We start from the raw sequence: 18,078 nt of genomic DNA on the forward strand, positions 1-18,078 counted from the left end.
CGTATAAGATTAACCTTTAGAAATGGCGTTTGGAAGTTCGTTTTCATCAGTGTGGTCCCATGGGAAGTGAGATTGTAATTCTTGTCCTGCTTTTAAAATGCCATCAACCAAGCCTTGTTTAAAATGCCCGTTTTTAAAATGAGATTGCATTATTTGAATTGTATCATCCCAAAATGTATTCGAAACAATATCGTTAATCCCTTTATCGCCATAAATAGCGAATGCTTTTTCTTGTGTAGAGATATAGATTAAAACACCGTTTTGTCGTTTGGTATTCTGCATTTTTAAAATTGAAAACACTTCCAAGGCACGCGCATCAACTGCACCATTGGAGGTTTTTTCAATATGTACACGAATTTCTCCAGAAGTATTTAACTCTGCCTTTTGAATGGCGTCTATAACTTCTTGTTCTTCTATCGTCGTTAAAAAAGCTTCTTTATTTTGCATAAGGATTAAAAATCAACTTTAGGAGCATTTTCACTGCCTGTAGCTCCTTTAAATAAAGTAAGCGGTGTCTTATTAATGAAACCTGCTATAAAGCTAGTAGGGAATTTAGCAATAAAAATATTGTATGCTCCAGCCTGTTTGTTAAATTTATTACGCTCTACATTAATACGGTTTTCAGTCCCTTCCAGTTGGCTTTGTAGTTCTAAAAAGCTTCTGTCGGCTTTAAGCTCCGGATAACGCTCTACAGATACAAGCAGTTTTGATAACGCTCCACTTAACCCTTGTTGAGCCTGTTGGTATTGTGCCATATTCTCAGGTGTAAAGGCACCTTCTCCAATGTTTATTTGGGGTTTGGTAGCTTCGGCTCTCGCTTTAATAACGGCTTCTAGAGTTTCTTTTTCATGATCTGCATAGCCTTTTACAGTGGCTACTAAATTAGGTATTAAGTCTGCTCTACGCTGGTATGAACTCTCTACATTTGCCCATTGTGCTTTCGCAAGGCCTTCTTGTTCTATAATTTTATTGTTAATCCCTATTCCCCACATAAAAATAGCGAATATGCTAAGTCCAATAAAAAGTCCAATAACAATTAAAGGAATGAGCCATTTTTTCATAATATTATAATTTTAAAGTTGATTTTTTAGTTTGATGAGCTGATTTTTTACACCCTCTAATTTACTAATAATTTCGAAATTTGTAAGTGTTTTCTGCTTTTCTTCTTTTAAGTGTGTTTTTGCGCCTTCCAAAGTAAACCCGCGCTCTTTTACTAAATGGTATATAAATTTTAAATGCTTTATGTCTTCGGGAGTAAATTTACGATTGCCTTTTGCATTTTTTTTAGGTTTTAAAACATCAAATTCTTTTTCCCAAAAACGAATTAAAGAGGTGTTTACTCCAAATGCTTTGGCGACTTCTCCAATGGAATAATAGCGTTTCTCAGGAAGGTGTATTTGCATTAGTCTAACGATTGGTTTTCTAAAGAAGCTCGGTCTAGTAATTTACTAAATTCTTCAGCAGTTAAACTCCCATAGTAAAAGTTAATGGGGTTAATACGTGTCCCATCCTTAAACACTTCGTAATGGAGGTGCGGTGCTTCCGACCTTCCTGTACTTCCTACAAAACCTATTAAATCCCCTCGTTTTACCTTTTGGTTTTTCTTTACATTATATTTATACAAATGCGCATATAACGATAAGTAGCCATAACCATGGTTTATCCTAATGTGTTTCCCATAGCCCGAAGAATTACTGTCTGCACGTGTAACGACTCCATCTCCAGAGGCATAAACAGGCGTGCCACGAGGCGCCGTAAAATCCATTCCCCAATGTTTTTTTCTTGCCTTGGTAAAAGGATCTGTTCGCATACCAAAACCAGAAGCCATACGCGTTAAGTCTTCATTTGTAACGGGTTGTATGGCAGGGATTGTTGCTAGGAATTTTTCTTTTTCTTCAGCAAGAATTTTTATTTCATCTAAAGATTTAGACTGTACCACAATTTGTTTTTGGAGCTTATCTATACGTTTGTTACTTTCAATAATAAGTTTTGAATTATCAAATCCTTCAAACGCCTTATAACGGTTTATCCCTCCAAAACCCGCTTTTCGTTGCTCTTGGGGAATTGGGTTTGCTTCAAAGTACAAACGGTATATATTATTGTCTCTATCTTCAATATTGGCTAAAACAATTTCTGCTTCAGACATTTTTTTATTAAGCAAATCGAATTGTAATTCCATATTTATCAATTCGCGTTTTAATGTTTTTTCTTTTGGCGATTCTATATATAAAGTAGCCAGAAACATGAACAACAGCCCAAATAAAGCTGCCGATGATAGAAACCCTAAAGCGTATTTAAATGTTCTGCTTTTTTTGCGTCTTATCTTGCGATAAGACAGTGTCTCGGAATCATAATAATATTTTACCTTACTCATTATCTAATTTATACTATTTTTGCAATTGTTATTGGTCTAAAAATTAGGCTGAATTTAAAATAGTTAACGAACAAATATATAAATTGTTTTGCAATACCAAAGGTAAGCATAAACAAGATTATTAACATAGTTATATGAATTCTCAAGAGATACGCTCTAAATTTTTAAGTTTTTTCGAAGAAAAAAAACACAGTATAGTCCCATCGGCACCAATGGTTTTAAAGAATGATCCTACGTTAATGTTTGTGAATTCTGGAATGGCTCCCTTTAAAGAATATTTTTTAGGGAATAAAAAACCAAAGAATACACGGCTTTCAGATTCACAAAAATGTTTGCGCGTTTCAGGGAAACATAATGATTTGGAGGAAGTTGGATACGATACCTATCACCATACCTTATTTGAAATGTTAGGCAACTGGAGTTTTGGCGATTATTTTAAAAAAGAAGCTATAGCCTGGGCTTGGGAGTTGCTAGTAGATGTTTATGGGATTGATCCCGATATTCTTTATGTTACCGTTTTTGAAGGGAGTGATGATGCCGATAACTTAGGAATGGATGAAGAAGCTTACAATCTTTGGAAAGAAATTATTCCTGAAGATCGCATTTTAAAAGGAAATAAAAAGGACAATTTTTGGGAAATGGGGGCACAAGGCCCTTGTGGACCATGCAGCGAAATCCATGTGGACATTCGTTCGGCCGAAGAAAAAGCAAAAGTTTCTGGTAAATCGCTTGTAAATATGGACCATCCACAGGTTGTGGAAATTTGGAATCTTGTTTTTATGCAATATAACCGTAAAGCCGATAAGTCATTAGAGGTTTTGCCAAACAAACATATCGATACCGGAATGGGGTTTGAGCGTTTGTGTATGGTTTTACAAGGTGTAAAGTCTAATTATGATACCGATGTTTTTACACCGATTATTCGTGAGATTGAAACAATAACAGATAGAGCGTATGGCCAAGATGAAAAAATAGATATTGCTATTCGCGTAATTAGTGATCATGTGCGTGCAGTTGCCTTTTCTATAGCAGACGGACAATTGCCAAGTAATAATGGTGCAGGCTACGTTATTAGACGTATTTTGCGTCGTGCTGTGCGTTATGGGTTTACATTTCTAAATAAGAAAGAACCATTTATATACAGGTTAGTAGATGTGTTAAGTAAGAAAATGGGAGGCGCTTTTCCTGAATTGAAAACACAAAAGCAATTGATTGAAAATGTTATTAAAGAAGAAGAAACCTCTTTTTTAAGAACTCTAGATCAAGGGTTGTTATTACTAGATCGTATTATAGAAACGACCAAAGAAAAACAGGTTTCTGGCCAAAAGGCGTTTGAATTATATGATACATACGGGTTTCCTATAGATTTAACAGCACTTATATTAAGTGAAAAAGGACTGCGCCTGGATGAAGCTGGTTTTGAAGTAGAATTAGAAAAACAAAAACAACGTTCTCGCGCAGCAAGTGAGATGTCTACAGACGATTGGACAGTTTTAATTGATGATAGCGAAGAAGAATTTGTAGGATATGATACATTAGAAGCAGATGTAAAGCTAACGCGATACCGAAAAGTAGTCTCTAAAAAAGATGGTGAAATGTATCAGTTGGTATTTAATTTAACGCCGTTTTACCCAGAAGGCGGAGGACAAGTTGGTGATAAAGGGTATTTAGAAGTGCCTAATGGAGATGTTATTTACATTCTAGATACCAAAAAAGAGAACAATGTTATTATTCATTTTTCAAAAAATTTACCAAAGCATTTAGGAGAAACCTTAAAAGCAGTAGTCGATGGGAAACAACGTTATAGAACAGAATGTAATCATACTGCAACACACTTATTGCATCAAGCGCTTAGAGAGGTTTTAGGGACGCATGTAGAACAAAAAGGAAGTGCCGTACATTCTAAATATTTACGATTTGATTTCTCACATTTTTCAAAAGTAACGACCGAGCAATTACGAGATGTTGAGAATTTTGTAAACGCAAGAATAGAAGGGAAGTTGCCATTGGAAGAAAATAGAAGCGTGCCAATGGAAAAAGCCCTTGCCGATGGTGCAATGGCGCTATTTGGAGAAAAGTATGGGGATGCTGTACGAACGATTCGTTTTGGACAATCGATGGAACTTTGTGGGGGAACTCATGTGAAAAATACAGGTGATATTTGGCATTTTAAAATTGTATCAGAAAGCGCAGTAGCATCGGGAATTCGTCGTATTGAGGCGATAACAAATGATGCTGTAAAAGACTTTTATTTTGATAGTAATCGTGCGTATCTTGAAATGAAAACCTTGCTTAACAATGCCAAAGAACCTGTAAAGGCTTTGGTTTCTTTAAAAGATGAAAATGCGAGTTTGAAGAAGCAAATAGAAGGATTATTGAAAGATAAAGCTAAGAATATGAAAGGTGAATTGGTAAGCGCTTTAACCGAAATAAATGGCATTCAATTTTTAGCTCAGAAAGTAGATTTAGAGGCTTCTGGAATTAAGGATATTGCTTTTGGAATGGGAGAAAAACATAAAAATTTGTTTTTGTTATTTGGAACGGCCGTTGGAGAAAAGGCAATGCTAACCTGTTATATTTCCAAAGAATTGGTGGAAGCACGAGGATTAAATGCAGGAACCGTGGTAAGGGAGTTAGGGAAACTTATCCATGGTGGTGGCGGTGGCCAAGCGTTCTATGCAACTGCGGGAGGTAAAAACCCGGCAGGCATACAAAGTGCTTTAGATAAAGCAAAAAGTTATATAGAATAGTTTTATTATAAGCTATAAAGTTGTGATACAATAATATAAATGTGCGAATCATATCTTTTTTATAAAGTTTAGATAGCCTGTTAAATTGAATAGTATTATACGATGAAACTACAAACACAAATACCTTTAAAAAAGCAAGAGTTACAGATAGACTATAATTCTAAGCTCTTGCTTTTGGGATCGTGTTTTGCAGAAAATATAGGGGAACAATTTCGTTATTATAAGTTTCAATCGGTACAAAACCCCTTTGGAATTCTATTCCATCCCAAGGCTATTGAAATGTTAATTTCTAGAGCAGTAATGCAAAAGCAGTATTCTGAAAAGGATGTTTTTCTTTATAATGGAATGTGGCATAGTTATGATGCGCATTCTAAGCTAAGTAATGTGTCAAAGGAAGCGTTAATAGATACATTAAATAGCCGTTTGGAAATTACATTGCAACAAATTCAAGAGGCAACGCATATTATAATAACATTAGGTACAGCATGGGTTTATGATTTGATAGCAACAAATCAAACAGTGGCCAATTGCCATAAGGTACCTCAAAAACAGTTTGATAAAAAGTTACTTTCTGTTGCAGCTGTTGCTTCTAGTCTGCAATATATATATAGTCAAATTCAATCTGTAAATAAAGCTGTTTCTATCCTTTTTACAGTGTCTCCTGTACGTCATATTAAAGATGGTTTTATTGAGAATACACAAAGTAAGGCGCATTTAATTAGTGGGATTCATACTTTTTTAGCCTCTAAATTAGAGTTGCGAAAAGGGCGTTATTTTCCGTCGTATGAAATTATGCTTGATGAACTTCGGGATTATCGTTTTTATAAATCAGACATGTTACATCCTAATGAAACTGCTATAGAATATATATGGGAGAAGTTTAAACGCGTTTGGATTAAAGAAGAGGCAGAAAGTATAATGGAAGCGGTGGCATTTATTCAAAAAGGAATGGCTCACAAACCCTTTAATTCCGAGTCTGAAGCGCATTTAAAATTTATTAAAAATCTGGAAAATAAAAAAAAGGAACTACAATTGGCGTTTCCCTATATGTCTTTTTAGGAGGGAAACGTATAAGGTTTAAGCAAGATAAAACGAAGTAAGATGTGTCGTCTTTAGAATATTTGAAATCAAAGGCATAAGAGTTTCTAGAAAGATTTAAGGTTGTGTTTTTGAGGAAACAAGCCATTTAAACGGGATTTATTTTAGCGCTTTTAAAAGGCTTTTAGCTTTTTCATAGTTAAAGTTGCGCTCATTTTGTATTAATCGTTCTAAAACAGTAATCGTTTTAACTTTATTACCTGCTTTTAAATAGGTTAAGGCGTCAAACCAATATGCTTTATGATGATCTATGGTATTGCTTTTTAATAAGGTTTCTAGTCTTTTATGCGCTAATTGATATTGGTTTAATTCTAAATGGCAAGCAGCAATATATAATATGAGATTTGGATTAAAAATGTTGTGCTGTTTGTTTTCTACAGCTTTAAATACTGTTAGTGCTTCAGCATATTTTTGCAATTTAAACAGGTTTTCTGCTTTGGCCAGCATATTCGATATTTCACTTTTAGTAGTAAAGGAAGGTAGGTCTTTTAAATTATAATAATCGTTGTATAAGTCTATTGTTGCGACTTCTTTTTGAGAAAAGAAATATCCTGTAAAAAGAAGGAGAGCAGCAGCAATTGAAGCGCTGTAAGTAATGAAGCGTTTAATGCCTTTTTTATTATTGCTATTAATGTTTGTTTTTACAGTTTTAATGTGATCTGAAAAGGCTTTAACCTCATCATTATCAAATAAATTAGCAGTCTCTTTTAGATCTGAAAGGGACCCATCATATAATTGCCAATCATTGGTGCTGTACACAATATCCATTTTTTTAAGTATGGACACAGCATCAGCTAACTCTTTATCATTTTCTATTGCTTTTTCAAAGTTTAAATACGCTTCAGGAGTCATTTCATTATCGAGATAAGCCTTTATTTTTTGATATGTATCCTTGTCTATGGCCATTTACTTGTGCTTGAGTTTAGAAAACCTAAGGTCTTCTTTTATTAATTTTGTAAGCTTAGACTTGCATTTAAAAACACGTTGTCTAGCAACGGATTGGGAAGCATAAGAATACCTTTTAACAATTTCTGAATATGATTTTTTTTCAAAAACCATTTTTAATATTTCTTTGCATTGAGTCGTTAGCATTTCAAATTTTTCTACATATAATTCCCATTGATTTTGTTCTAAATAGAAAGCAGCTTTATCTAGTTCTTCACTAACTAGAGGGGTTACGTTGGTTTTTGTTACCCGTTCTTTTGCTTTTTTACGTTTCCATAAGTTTTTGCATACTGTAAATAGATACTTGTCAAAAGATTGTATGTGTATTTTATTGGCTTTTAATTTTACATACAGTAAGAGTAAAGCGTTGTGAAAAATGTCTTCGGCATCTTTTTTAGAACCGCCTCTACTTGTAATATAGTGCGCTACATATTTAAAAGATTTCTTGTAAATATTGGTTAATAGCTCTGTGTTTCCTTCTAAAAATTGACGAACAAAATCATCGTTCTTCATATAGATTCTAATCTGTGATTAATTTGCTTTTCAATATAGTTTAAAATTATGGGGTAACAAAAAATAAGAAGCGCCTCTTATTGATGAATAAAAATAAGTAGGTGGTATCCGAAAAACCTTAAAATAGAGTAGGAGCTAATCAACCAAATACATTTAAAATTATGAAAAAAATGATGTTTTTTTTCTTAGCGGTTATGAGTTGTCTTACAGTTAAGGCGCAATGTAATCAAGGGAGTTGTCAAAGCATTAAGATTGTTAAAGGAGATCAATGGAGTAATTCTCATGGTACACCATCATGGGGAAGTAACTCTGTGTGGATGTGGTCTTATTATAGTAATGGAGCAGGAAGTATAAAAGGAGAAGGTGTAAATTATTCTGGATTTAATTTTGTTAAAGGGGAGCAATATTGTATCTCATTTAGATTAGATGCGACTACTAATACTGGGCAAATTCCTAATGTAAACTCTATGATGAAGGTTTTCTTAACAGAGAATCCAATAAATGGAGTACAAGGAGGGGCTGGCGATCCTGTGCCTTCAACACCAAACCCTAACCAGATGATAATGGGGCAAAATATTTGGGCAAATGGAGCAAATAGTCAAACCTATACATTTAATTTTACGGCAAACCAAGATTTTAAAAATATTTGGTTCTATCCTTCAAACCCATCGGTTCCAAATCCTCAAGTCGAAGTTAGAATGTCTAAGTTAACGATATGTAAGGACGTAGAGTTTAAATGTGAATTAACAGCACCAACAAATTTACAAGTGTTAGGGACCACCTTAACATGGGATCCTGTACCAGGAGCTGTAAGTTATGTAATTAGTTCCCCAGGTGGCGGCGACTTGCAAATCGATTGTAATTGTGGCTCGAATGGGATCTCTTTAGCGCCAATAACAGTAGGAACGAATAGTTATACACTATCAGGATCTTTAGTGAATAGATGTTTTATATGGCAAGTGACAGCCATTTGTGAGAATGGAGAAAAATCACCAATATCCACACAAGCATGTTATAATCCCGATATAAAAGGGGAATGTGAATTAACAGCACCAACAAATTTACAAGTGTTAGGGACCACTTTAACATGGGATCCTGTACCAGGAGCTGTAAGTTATGTAATTAGTTCCCCAGGTGGCGGCGACTTGCAAATCGATTGTAATTGTAATTCGAATGGGATCTCTTTAGCTCCAATAACAGTAGGAACGAATAGTTATACACTATCAGGATCTTTAGTGAATAGATGTTTTATATGGCAAGTGACTGCTATTTGTGAGAATGGAGAAAAATCACCAATATCTACACAAGCATGTTATAATCCCGATATAAAAGGGGAATGTGAATTAACAGCGCCAACAAATTTACAAGTGTTAGGGACTACCTTAACATGGGATCCAGTACCAGGAGCTGTAAGTTATGTAATTAGTTCCCCAGGTGGTGGCGACTTGCAAATCGATTGTAATTGTGATTCGAATGGGATCTCTTTAGCGCCAATAACAGTAGGAACGAATAGTTATACACTATCAGGAGCTTTAGTGAATAGATGTTTTATATGGCAAGTGATAGCCATTTGTGAGAATGGAGAAAAATCACCAATATCTTCACAAGCATGTTATAATCCCGATATAAAAAGTGAGTGTGAATTAACAGCGCCAACAAATTTACAAGTGATGGGAACCGCCTTAACATGGGATCCAGTACCAGGAGCTGTAAGTTATGTAATTAGCTCTCCAGGCGGCGGTGACTTGCAAATCGATTGCAATTGTGGTTCGAATGGGATCTCTTTAGCGCCAATAACAGTAGGGACGAATAGTTATACACTATCAGGAGCTTTAGTGAATAGGTGTTTTATATGGCAAGTAACAGCCATTTGTGAGAATGGAGCGCAATCACCAATATCTTCACAAGCTTGTTATGGAAGTGAACGAGGAAAAGGGAATAAAAATATCTCTATATCTCCTAATCCTAATGATGGAATAATGAAAATCAAAGTTGAAATGGATAGTGATGCGGAAGTCGTGTTAAATATATTTAGATTTGATGGTACTTTAATTAAAACAATTAAAAACCGTAAGGCTGTAGATGGGGTTTTGAATTTAAATCTAAATTTAAAATCAGCATTAACTAAAGGGCTTTATCTTTTCTCATTTACTACGGGGAAACAAACTATAAATAAAAAAGTAATCATAGAATAGCAGTTATGAACAGTTTTAATCAAGCATTTGTTTTGATTGAAACTGTTTTTTTAAATCCTAAATCTTAAATTGAATAGTATGAAAAAAATAAAAATAATCTGGCTATTGTTTGTGGCATTAATAATAACTTGTTGTAGTGAGAATGTTGTGGAGGATGATGTACAAAAAACTACAAGAGATACAATAGAAGGGCGAAGAGATGTAGATAGGAATGCAAAAGGGCTTATTGTAAAATATAATACAGGGATAACGGAGGAAGAAAAGGCAGGTATTAGGAATAATTATGAAGTAGAAAACTATAAACAATGTGCTTGTGTTGATGATGGATTAGAATTATGGTATTTTTCTGAAAATATAACACAAGAAGCTATTGAAGAGAAGAAGAATACGGTTAGTGATGATCCAGATTTAGATGGGGTTGATTTTAATGATAATGTAGAATTAGGAGATAGTAATTCTGCACCTCCGCCGTTAAATGGCGATTTAAATGCGGCTATTAATATGCAAGTCGCCACGAATAAAAATATAACTATTGCTGTTCTAGATACTGGCGTAAATTATATAGAAGGTGGTTTTACTCAGCCTTTTTTGTATAATAATATTAATAACGAACATTGCGAGCAGGCTATTGCTAAAGATGTGTTTGGGTGGGATTTTGTTAATGACGACAATGATCCTTTTGATGATAATAATCATGGGACAATAATATCAAGAATTATAAGTGATAATTTAAGAGATAAAGGTGTGAGTCATCAGATTTTGCCTATTAAAGTATTTGATAAAGAAGGGCGTAGTGATACTTTTACTATTTTATGTGGCTATAAATATGCCTTAAGTAAACCTGAAGTAAAGCTTGTTAATATGAGTTTTGGGAGTTATAAATATCAAGAGTTATTCGAAAGGTTTATTAATGATTCAGAAGAACAAGTATTAGTTGTCGTCTCAGCAGGAAATGACTCTAATAACAATGATGATATACCGCATTACCCATCGTCTTATAATGCAGAGCATCTGTTAGCGGTTGCAGCCTTACAGGATTTAACAGTATTTGATATTGATCCAGAAGGGAATTATAATACTAGCGGTACTCTTTTGTCGTCGTATTCTAATTATGGATTGTCTAGTGTTGATATAGCAGCACCAGGAGATGATTATGCGTTTACTATTAACGGTCAAAATACAGTAGTTTCAGGGACGTCATTTGCATGTGCATTTACAAGTTATAAGGCAGCAGAATTGTATGTAAATGGGATACCTCCAATAAGTTTGAAAAATATAGTGATTAGTAGTAGTACGCTTTTTTCATCTGGATTATATAATATAAAATATAAATCAGCATTATTACCATAAAAATTAGGTTGCTTTATTAAATTACAATTAGAGGTGTTTGTGAGCCTTGTTTAAAAAACAGATAAGTATGGTTGTTAGGTTAAAATCATAAACATTTTACGTTAAAAAGTTAGTTTTAATTGATTAATTTAGGGGGATGTGTACTGTGTTTTAAAAATAGTACAGTAAAATGAACCCTAAATTAACTTTTAAATAATGCGTAAAAAAGGCCTTGTTGTATTATTAATACTCGTTAAATGGAGTGTTTACGCTCAACAGGAATCTCTTAAAGAATTTGATTCTATATTAAATAAAACAGCATTAACAAATATCCAAAAGGTGTTGGCTGTCGAGTCATTAATAGATAGTTGTGTTGTTGATGAGTTAAAATTATCTAAGATTTATCATGAATTAGCCAAGTATATTTATTTGAAACAGATGGATATGGATAAATCTATCGATTATGCTAGTAAAGCAGTTTCAATAAGAGAAAAATACGTCAAAGAATACCCTTCACTTTTTAAGGCCAGTTTTAATAATTATGCGAAATTTCAATATGAAAATGGGGCGTATTCAGAAGCATTGCAATCCTGTAATCGTTTATTAGGTTTTTGTAGTAAAACAGAAAAGAGAACAGCGAAAGTTAATTGGTTGAAAGCTAGGGTTTATGAGGCTAGAGGTGATTTTAAGAACGCTTTAGATTGTTATGGTATTAGTGAATCAATATACCTAAACAAAAAGGATAGTAAAAACCTGTTACGAGTTTATAAAAATATATTAGCGATTTATGCAGATTATTATAGTGATGTTAAATATAAAGAGGATTTTTTTAGTAAAAATAAGAAAATAGAAGCCTTAAGCGATAATTTCGATATTCCTGAAAAAGATTTAATCGGACTGAAAATTAATCAAGGTCATTTTTATGATACACTTGAAGAATACAATCTTAGTATTACAGCATATCAAAAAGCTTTAGAGTTGAGCATTAAATTAAAAGACTCAATGTTTATTTCTAAAAGCCATAATAATCTTGGAGTTGCTCATAAGAAAGATCGTGATATAATTAAAGCGAAAATGCATTTTAGTGCAGCCTTAGGCTATGCATATAAAAGGCCAATCCAAGAGGCTAGCATCTATAATAATTTGGGGGATGTTTGTATTGCAGAGAATAAATATGTGGAAGCGCTAGAATATTACCAAAGAGCCCTCTGCTTAACGGTAAATAATACAAGGAGTGATTACCAGACATTGCCAAGTTTTCAAGATATTGAGTTATCTCTAAATAAAAGAGATGTGTTAGACTATCTTGAGGATAAGGCAAATGCTTGGATTGAATTTGATAAAAAAGAAAAGAATGAAGCGTATTTACGTAATGCATTAAGGACATTAGAATTGGCAGATGCCCTTGTTAATCTTATTTATTTTGAAAGCAGAGAAGATGTATCAAAACTTTTTTGGAGAGAAAAAGCATCAGATTTATATTTAAAAGCTACAGCAGTATGCTATAAGCTTAAGGAAATGCAAAAAGCGTTTTATTTTATTGAAAAAAGTAAAGCGCTATTGTTGTTGGAGAATGTAACCAATTTAAAAGCCAAGATTTTATCAAAATTGCCTCATGAGATTATTGAACGAGAAATAAAGTTACTTCAGGAAATTAATCATTCTAGGCAAGAGGCATTAGCAACACAAGATCAAAATGTATTGCAAGAAGAACATTTTAAGATTGAGTTTTTTTCAAGAAAAGAAGCCTATTCTAAGTTTATAGATTCTTTAGAAGGAGCTTTTCCGAACTATCATAACTTTAAAAAAGGAATACAAATTTATGATGCCACTATGGCACAAAAACACTTGAATGAAAAACAGTTGGTTTTACAATATAAAATAGGAGATGATAACGCCTATGTCTCTTTACTGTCTAAAAATACAGTGGGGCTTTTTAAAATAAAAGAGCGAAAGCTTTTAGCTCAAAATTTGCAAAAGTTTCAAGAATATTTGAGAACGCCATTTGTAAATGAAAATGATGAAAAGCATTATAAAACTTTAGCCTTTGAACTCTATAAGCAACTGTTCCCTTTTTTAGAAGCTAATCCTAATATTTTAAAAGGAAAAGAATTGTTGATTATCTCAGATGGCGTTTTACAAAATATACCTTTTGAGCCATTAATAACCATGAAAAATAATCAGCCAATAAATGAGTCGTATCTAATTAATATCTGTAAAATAAGATATGCTTATTCGTTTTCATGCTTAATGAGTTCTAAAACCCTTAAAAGAGAGTATGTTAGTCGTTACTTTGCAATGAGCCCAACTTATTTTAAAGACCCATCACTAGCCCCTTTGGTTGTATATAATGACGAAGTCAAGGCGCTTGAAGAAGAATTACAAACAACAGTTTTAACAAATCAAAAGGCAACAAAGCAAAAATTTGCAGAGGCTTATGGGAAGCATCAAATAATACACCTGTCTACCCATAGTGGTGGTGTGTCTCAGGAAAAACCATGGTTAGCATTTTATGACGAAAAATTAATGTTAGATGAGATGTGCTTTGCAAACCAATATACAGACTTGGTTGTTTTAAGTGCTTGTAAAACTTCTCAAGGAGAATTAAAAAAAGGAGAAGGAGTTATGAGTGTGGCACGAGGATTTGTAAATGCAGGTGCTCAAAGTGTTTTAGCTTCTCTTTGGGATGTAAATCAAAAATCTAATAATGAAATAATATATGCGTTTTATAAGTATTTAAATAAAGGATTTACTAAAACAGAAGCATTGGGTAATGCAAAACAAGATTACATTAATAACCATAAAAATACAAGTGAAGTTTCTCCTTATTATTGGAGTGCAATTACATTAATAGGGAACGAAAAACCAATCTTTAAAAAACAAAGTAAGACCTATAGATTATTGTTTTTATTGCTGCCAATTCTTCTTTTTTATGTTTACCGAAAAAGAAAGAAAAAGCGACTTAATATAAGATTGTTATAGTAGTTTTGAAAGTTTAGCGAGTCCGCCACCATTAATAGCTTCTATGTTGTTTAGGGTTAAGTATTTTGCTGCTTTAGCAGAACGAATACCGCTCTGGCAATAAACTATAAAGGGTTTGTTTAATTGTTTTAGCTTTGCAGTATGTTTATGTAGTTCTTGTAAAGGAATGTGTTTGGCACCTTTAATAGCGCCTTTATCATACTCTCTCTGGGTTCTAACATCTAAAATGATAGCGCCTCTATCTATAAAAGCTTTAAGTTGTCGGTTTTTTACTCCAAATATAAAATTTAAAAATCCCATAATTTAATGTGTTACATATTCATCTATTAATGACAGTCCATCTGTAATTAAATGTGCAATTTCTGGCCGTTTTGTTTCTATGTTTTTTAAATGCTTACGTGCGATTGCTCTTAACGTATTTTCAGAGTCTAAAAGCTCGTATAACTCTAATAATAATAGCCAATCTTTAGGGTGGTTTTCTTGTAAAGTAGAAATAATAGTTTTAATTAGTTTGCTATCAGTGTTTTTAGAATCTCTTAAAAGTGCAACTTTCTTGTAGAGGGTCTCTAATTCGAGTGTATTACTGTCTTTGTTCTGTTTTATCGTTTTTGTGGACGACACATGGTATAAGTTATTAAATGATCTAAAATCTGCTGAACCAGCAAAAGCAGAAGAAATAGATGAGCCTACAGCGAGTCGAAACATTCCTTGATCTGGAGAAAATAAGATGCTGTTCTTGTAAGTAACCGTGCAGTCTTCAAATTCAATAAGGATTAGTTTGCCATAAACATTTCGTATCCCAGTAATGTTTAGTCCTTCAATGGTAATACCACTTTCGTATTCAATGGCTATACGTTTTCCATCATAGAAGTTATAGGCTTTTAAATCGCGAGGGCCCATATCTTCAATAGCAAGACTAATGCCTTTTAGTTTGCCTATAGGAGAACTAAACCCGTTAGGATTCGCATCTTTACCATGGCCAATAAGTTCTTTTTCTCTGTTGGCAATAGCTGTAGGGCCTTCTGTTTTAAAAAACACAACGTTATTATCTTCGTCTGTAATCATTTTGGTGAAAACTCCAGAAATTTGTAAGCCTGTGTTAAGTTCTATGCTTCCAATTTTTTTAGAATCTATAAGTTTCTGTAACCCTCTAAAACCGCCTTTTCGCATTGCCATTGTATTGGAAAATTCCTCTAAGACTTCCATTAAATAAGCAAAATCTGGAGTAACAAATAATTGAGGTTGAGGTTTGGTGATGTCAAATTCTATTTCGGCAGCAGCAATACTGTAGCGTTTTTTTTCAACAGCATTGGTCATACACCATTTGCTTTCTCCTATGGAAGATAATAGACCTGCACCGTAAATTTTAGGCGCATCCAAATTACCTATTAAGCCGTATTCAACGGTCCACCAGTGTAAATTTCTAATTTTTGCCATCTCTGAAAGCGGCACCTTTTTATTTTGTAAGGTATTTACCAGGTTTTCAGCTGCTATAATAGCATTTTGGGAAGAGTCTGGAGCTTCTTTTAAAATAGATAAAGCTCTTACAGCCTCATAAATATCATTATCGTGAGCAGATAAAATAGCTTTAGAACCAATCTCTCCAAAACGTCTTAAGTACTCTGCGTAGTCTGGATTTGCTATAATAGGGGCATGTCCTGCTGCTTCATGAATAATATCGGGAGCAGGCGTGTACTCCATATTTTCTAATTGACGAATATCTGATGCAATTACTAAAACCTTATACGCTTGAAATTCCATAAAAGCATTAGGAGGAATAAAACCATCTACAGCTACAGCAGCCCATCCAATGTCTTTAAGAATACGATTCATGCCATACATACTCGGTATAGAATTTATAGAGATTCCTGTCATATTTAAACCTTTTAAATACGATTCGTGAGCAACATTACTTAAATACGACACATTTTTGCGCATTACATAACGCCAAACAGCTTGATTAATAGAAGAATAATCATTGTAATTTTGAGGCTTTATAAATTGCTTTAGATGCGGAGGTAGCCTATCTATTAAAGGGTTGGTCTCTATTGTTGTATTCATAAAAAATGCTTGAATTATTTAACGATAGCATACCACAAAGTTATGAATTAATATATTGTGTTTTTAAGCATCTGTAATGTCATTTTTATAATAAAATTTGAATGAGTATATTAGTAGACGATGAAACAAGAAACACGTAAGCAACAGATTATTAAAATAGCAGCAGCACTTTTTAAAGAAAAAGGGTATAGTGCTGTGACAATGCGGGATATTGCAAGAGTATTGGGGATTAAAGCATCAAGTTTGTATAATCATATTAGTTCAAAACAGGATATTCTTACCGAAATTATCATTTCTTTGGCAGAAGAGTTTACAAGAGGCATGGAACTAATAAAAACATCGGATATTGGAAATATTGAAAAACTAAATAAAATTATTGCACTTCATGTCGATATTACCATTCAAAATACATACGGAATGTCTTCAATGAATAACGATTGGATGCATTTAGAAGAGCAATTAGACTACTATTTAAAACTAAGGGAGGATTACGAGAATAACTTTAGAAACATCATAATCTGCGGTATAGAGCATAAAGAGATTATTAATAATAACCCCGAGGTAATGCTATTTTCAATACTATCTACACTGCGATCGCTATATTTGTGGATTCCAAAAAAAGAAGACCTAAAGCCTGAAGATTTGGCGCAAAACTTGACTCAAGTCCTTATAAACGGAGTGAAAGTATAATTCTTAAAAGTTTTGTATATTTGCTATCCAAACTAACAAGTGTTAGTTGAAATTTACAGATGGCAGAATTTTATAATATACACGTTAAAGATATCTATAAGGAAACCAAAGATTGTGTTGTGGTTACTTTTGATATCCCAGAAAATTTACAAGCAACTTTTAAATTCAAGCAAGGACAGCACCTTACATTGCGAAAAATAATAGATGGAGCAGATGTGCGTCGATCGTATTCATTGTGTTCTAGTCCATTGGATAACGAATGGAAAGTAGCAATTAAGCAAATACCAGGAGGCGTATTTTCGACCTATGCAAACATAAGGTTAAAAGTAGGCGATACACTAGAAATAGCGGAACCGTCTGGTCATTTTTATATAGATATAGAGCCAACATCTTCTAGAAATCATATTGCTTTTGCAGCAGGAAGTGGTATTACGCCAATGTTATCTATAATAAAAACACACTTAATCGCAGAACCTAATAGTACATTCAAGTTATTTTACTTGAACCGTACTGTAAAATCGATTATCTTTAAGGAGGAAATAGAACAGCTTAAAAATCAGTTTTTTGGGCGTTTTCAGGTGTTCTATTTTTTAACAAAAGAACAACGCGATATCCCATTGTTAAACGGGAGATTTAATGAAGAAAAACTCCAAGTTTTATCGAAAACTTTTATCGATATAGATGATACCAGTAGTTGTTTTATCTGTGGCCCGCAGGAAATGATTTTCTTAATTCGCGATGCGTTGGAAAAGGCTGGGTTAGAAAAAGATAAAATACATTATGAATTGTTTTTCTCTGGCAATACCGACGCGGAAAATAAACATATTGCTGAGGTTTTAGAACATAAAACCGAGGGGACAGAAGTAACCATAATAGATGGCGGAAAAGAATTTCATTTTACTATGGAAGCTGAACACGATAATATTTTGGACGGTGCGTTGGCGGCAGGTGCCGATCTCCCATTCGCATGTAAAGGAGGCGTTTGTAGTACTTGTAAATGTGAAGTGAAAGACGGCACAGTAGAAATGAAAATAAACTATGCATTAGATGAAAAAGAAGTTGCTAGAAACTTAGTGTTAAGTTGTCAAGCAGTACCAACATCAAAGAAAGTAGTGGTCGATTTCGATGTTTAATGCTTAAG

At 33.6% G+C, this 18,078-nt stretch carries 15 protein-coding genes; 7 read left to right on the forward strand and 8 right to left on the reverse strand.

What is annotated here, in order from left to right; translation table 11 throughout:
• Nucleotides 1-9: 9 nt before the first annotated feature.
• Genes AC2D8I_RS12355 through AC2D8I_RS12370 form a run of 4 tightly spaced genes read right to left on the reverse strand, consistent with a single transcriptional unit; the run spans nt 10 to nt 2,374 of the window.
• Nucleotides 10-447, reverse strand: a complete 438-nt coding sequence (locus AC2D8I_RS12355) for a TPM domain-containing protein (RefSeq protein WP_484706326.1) — start codon at nt 445-447, stop codon at nt 10-12.
• Nucleotides 448-452: 5 nt separating this feature from the next.
• Nucleotides 453-1,061, reverse strand: a complete 609-nt coding sequence (locus AC2D8I_RS12360) for a LemA family protein (RefSeq protein ID WP_484706327.1) — start codon at nt 1,059-1,061, stop codon at nt 453-455.
• 12 nt (nt 1,062-1,073) lie between these two features.
• Nucleotides 1,074-1,403: a MerR family transcriptional regulator gene (locus tag AC2D8I_RS12365; protein WP_484706328.1), complete on the reverse strand. Its 330-nt coding sequence runs from the start codon at nt 1,401-1,403 to the stop codon at nt 1,074-1,076.
• Nucleotides 1,403-2,374, reverse strand: coding sequence for a M23 family metallopeptidase (locus AC2D8I_RS12370; RefSeq protein WP_484706329.1), 972 nt, complete (start codon nt 2,372-2,374; stop codon nt 1,403-1,405). Before AC2D8I_RS12370 ends, AC2D8I_RS12365 begins: the two co-directional genes overlap by 1 nt.
• A gap of 134 nt (nt 2,375-2,508) precedes the next feature.
• Here AC2D8I_RS12370 and alaS point away from each other — a divergent pair, with 134 nt between their 5' ends.
• Both alaS and AC2D8I_RS12380 read left to right on the forward strand, forming a co-directional pair.
• Nucleotides 2,509-5,124, forward strand: coding sequence for an alanine--tRNA ligase (gene alaS / locus AC2D8I_RS12375; RefSeq protein WP_484706330.1), 2,616 nt, complete (start codon nt 2,509-2,511; stop codon nt 5,122-5,124).
• Nucleotides 5,125-5,226: 102 nt separating this feature from the next.
• Complete coding sequence (locus AC2D8I_RS12380) at nt 5,227-6,183, forward strand: GSCFA domain-containing protein (RefSeq protein ID WP_484706331.1); 957 nt, start codon at nt 5,227-5,229, stop codon at nt 6,181-6,183.
• Between the two features lie 138 nt (nt 6,184-6,321).
• Here the strand turns inward: AC2D8I_RS12380 and AC2D8I_RS12385 are convergent, their stop codons facing one another.
• Nucleotides 6,322-7,128: a tetratricopeptide repeat protein gene (locus tag AC2D8I_RS12385; RefSeq protein ID WP_484706332.1), complete on the reverse strand. Its 807-nt coding sequence runs from the start codon at nt 7,126-7,128 to the stop codon at nt 6,322-6,324.
• Nucleotides 7,129-7,680 (reverse strand): RNA polymerase sigma factor, encoded by a 552-nt coding sequence (locus AC2D8I_RS12390; RefSeq protein ID WP_484706333.1) that lies wholly within the window; start codon nt 7,678-7,680, stop codon nt 7,129-7,131.
• A 161-nt stretch (nt 7,681-7,841) separates the two neighbouring features.
• Between AC2D8I_RS12390 and AC2D8I_RS12395 the strand changes: the two genes are divergently transcribed.
• From AC2D8I_RS12395 to AC2D8I_RS12405, 3 genes are all read left to right on the forward strand, one after another.
• Nucleotides 7,842-9,875: a T9SS type A sorting domain-containing protein gene (locus AC2D8I_RS12395; protein ID WP_484706334.1), complete on the forward strand. Its 2,034-nt coding sequence runs from the start codon at nt 7,842-7,844 to the stop codon at nt 9,873-9,875.
• 78 nt (nt 9,876-9,953) lie between these two features.
• Nucleotides 9,954-11,225: a S8 family serine peptidase gene (locus AC2D8I_RS12400; RefSeq protein WP_484706335.1), complete on the forward strand. Its 1,272-nt coding sequence runs from the start codon at nt 9,954-9,956 to the stop codon at nt 11,223-11,225.
• A 195-nt stretch (nt 11,226-11,420) separates the two neighbouring features.
• Nucleotides 11,421-14,186: a CHAT domain-containing protein gene (locus tag AC2D8I_RS12405; RefSeq protein WP_484706336.1), complete on the forward strand. Its 2,766-nt coding sequence runs from the start codon at nt 11,421-11,423 to the stop codon at nt 14,184-14,186.
• On the opposite strand, the gene AC2D8I_RS12410 is transcribed toward AC2D8I_RS12405, so the two are convergent.
• Nucleotides 14,181-14,486: a rhodanese-like domain-containing protein gene (locus AC2D8I_RS12410; RefSeq protein ID WP_484706337.1), complete on the reverse strand. Its 306-nt coding sequence runs from the start codon at nt 14,484-14,486 to the stop codon at nt 14,181-14,183. The genes AC2D8I_RS12405 and AC2D8I_RS12410 overlap by 6 nt on opposite strands.
• A 3-nt stretch (nt 14,487-14,489) precedes the next feature.
• Complete coding sequence (locus AC2D8I_RS12415) at nt 14,490-16,247, reverse strand: aromatic amino acid hydroxylase (protein ID WP_484706338.1); 1,758 nt, start codon at nt 16,245-16,247, stop codon at nt 14,490-14,492.
• A gap of 120 nt (nt 16,248-16,367) precedes the next feature.
• Between AC2D8I_RS12415 and AC2D8I_RS12420 the strand changes: the two genes are divergently transcribed.
• A complete protein-coding gene (locus AC2D8I_RS12420; RefSeq protein ID WP_484706339.1) occupies nt 16,368-16,937 on the forward strand; it encodes a TetR/AcrR family transcriptional regulator in 570 nt (189 codons plus the stop codon).
• Nucleotides 16,938-16,996: 59 nt separating this feature from the next.
• Entirely contained in the window at nt 16,997-18,070 is a 1,074-nt protein-coding gene (paaE, locus tag AC2D8I_RS12425; RefSeq protein WP_484706340.1) for a 1,2-phenylacetyl-CoA epoxidase subunit PaaE, read from the forward strand.
• Nucleotides 18,071-18,078 lie beyond the last annotated feature (8 nt).

This window comes from Lacinutrix sp. YIN62 (assembly GCF_057219185.1).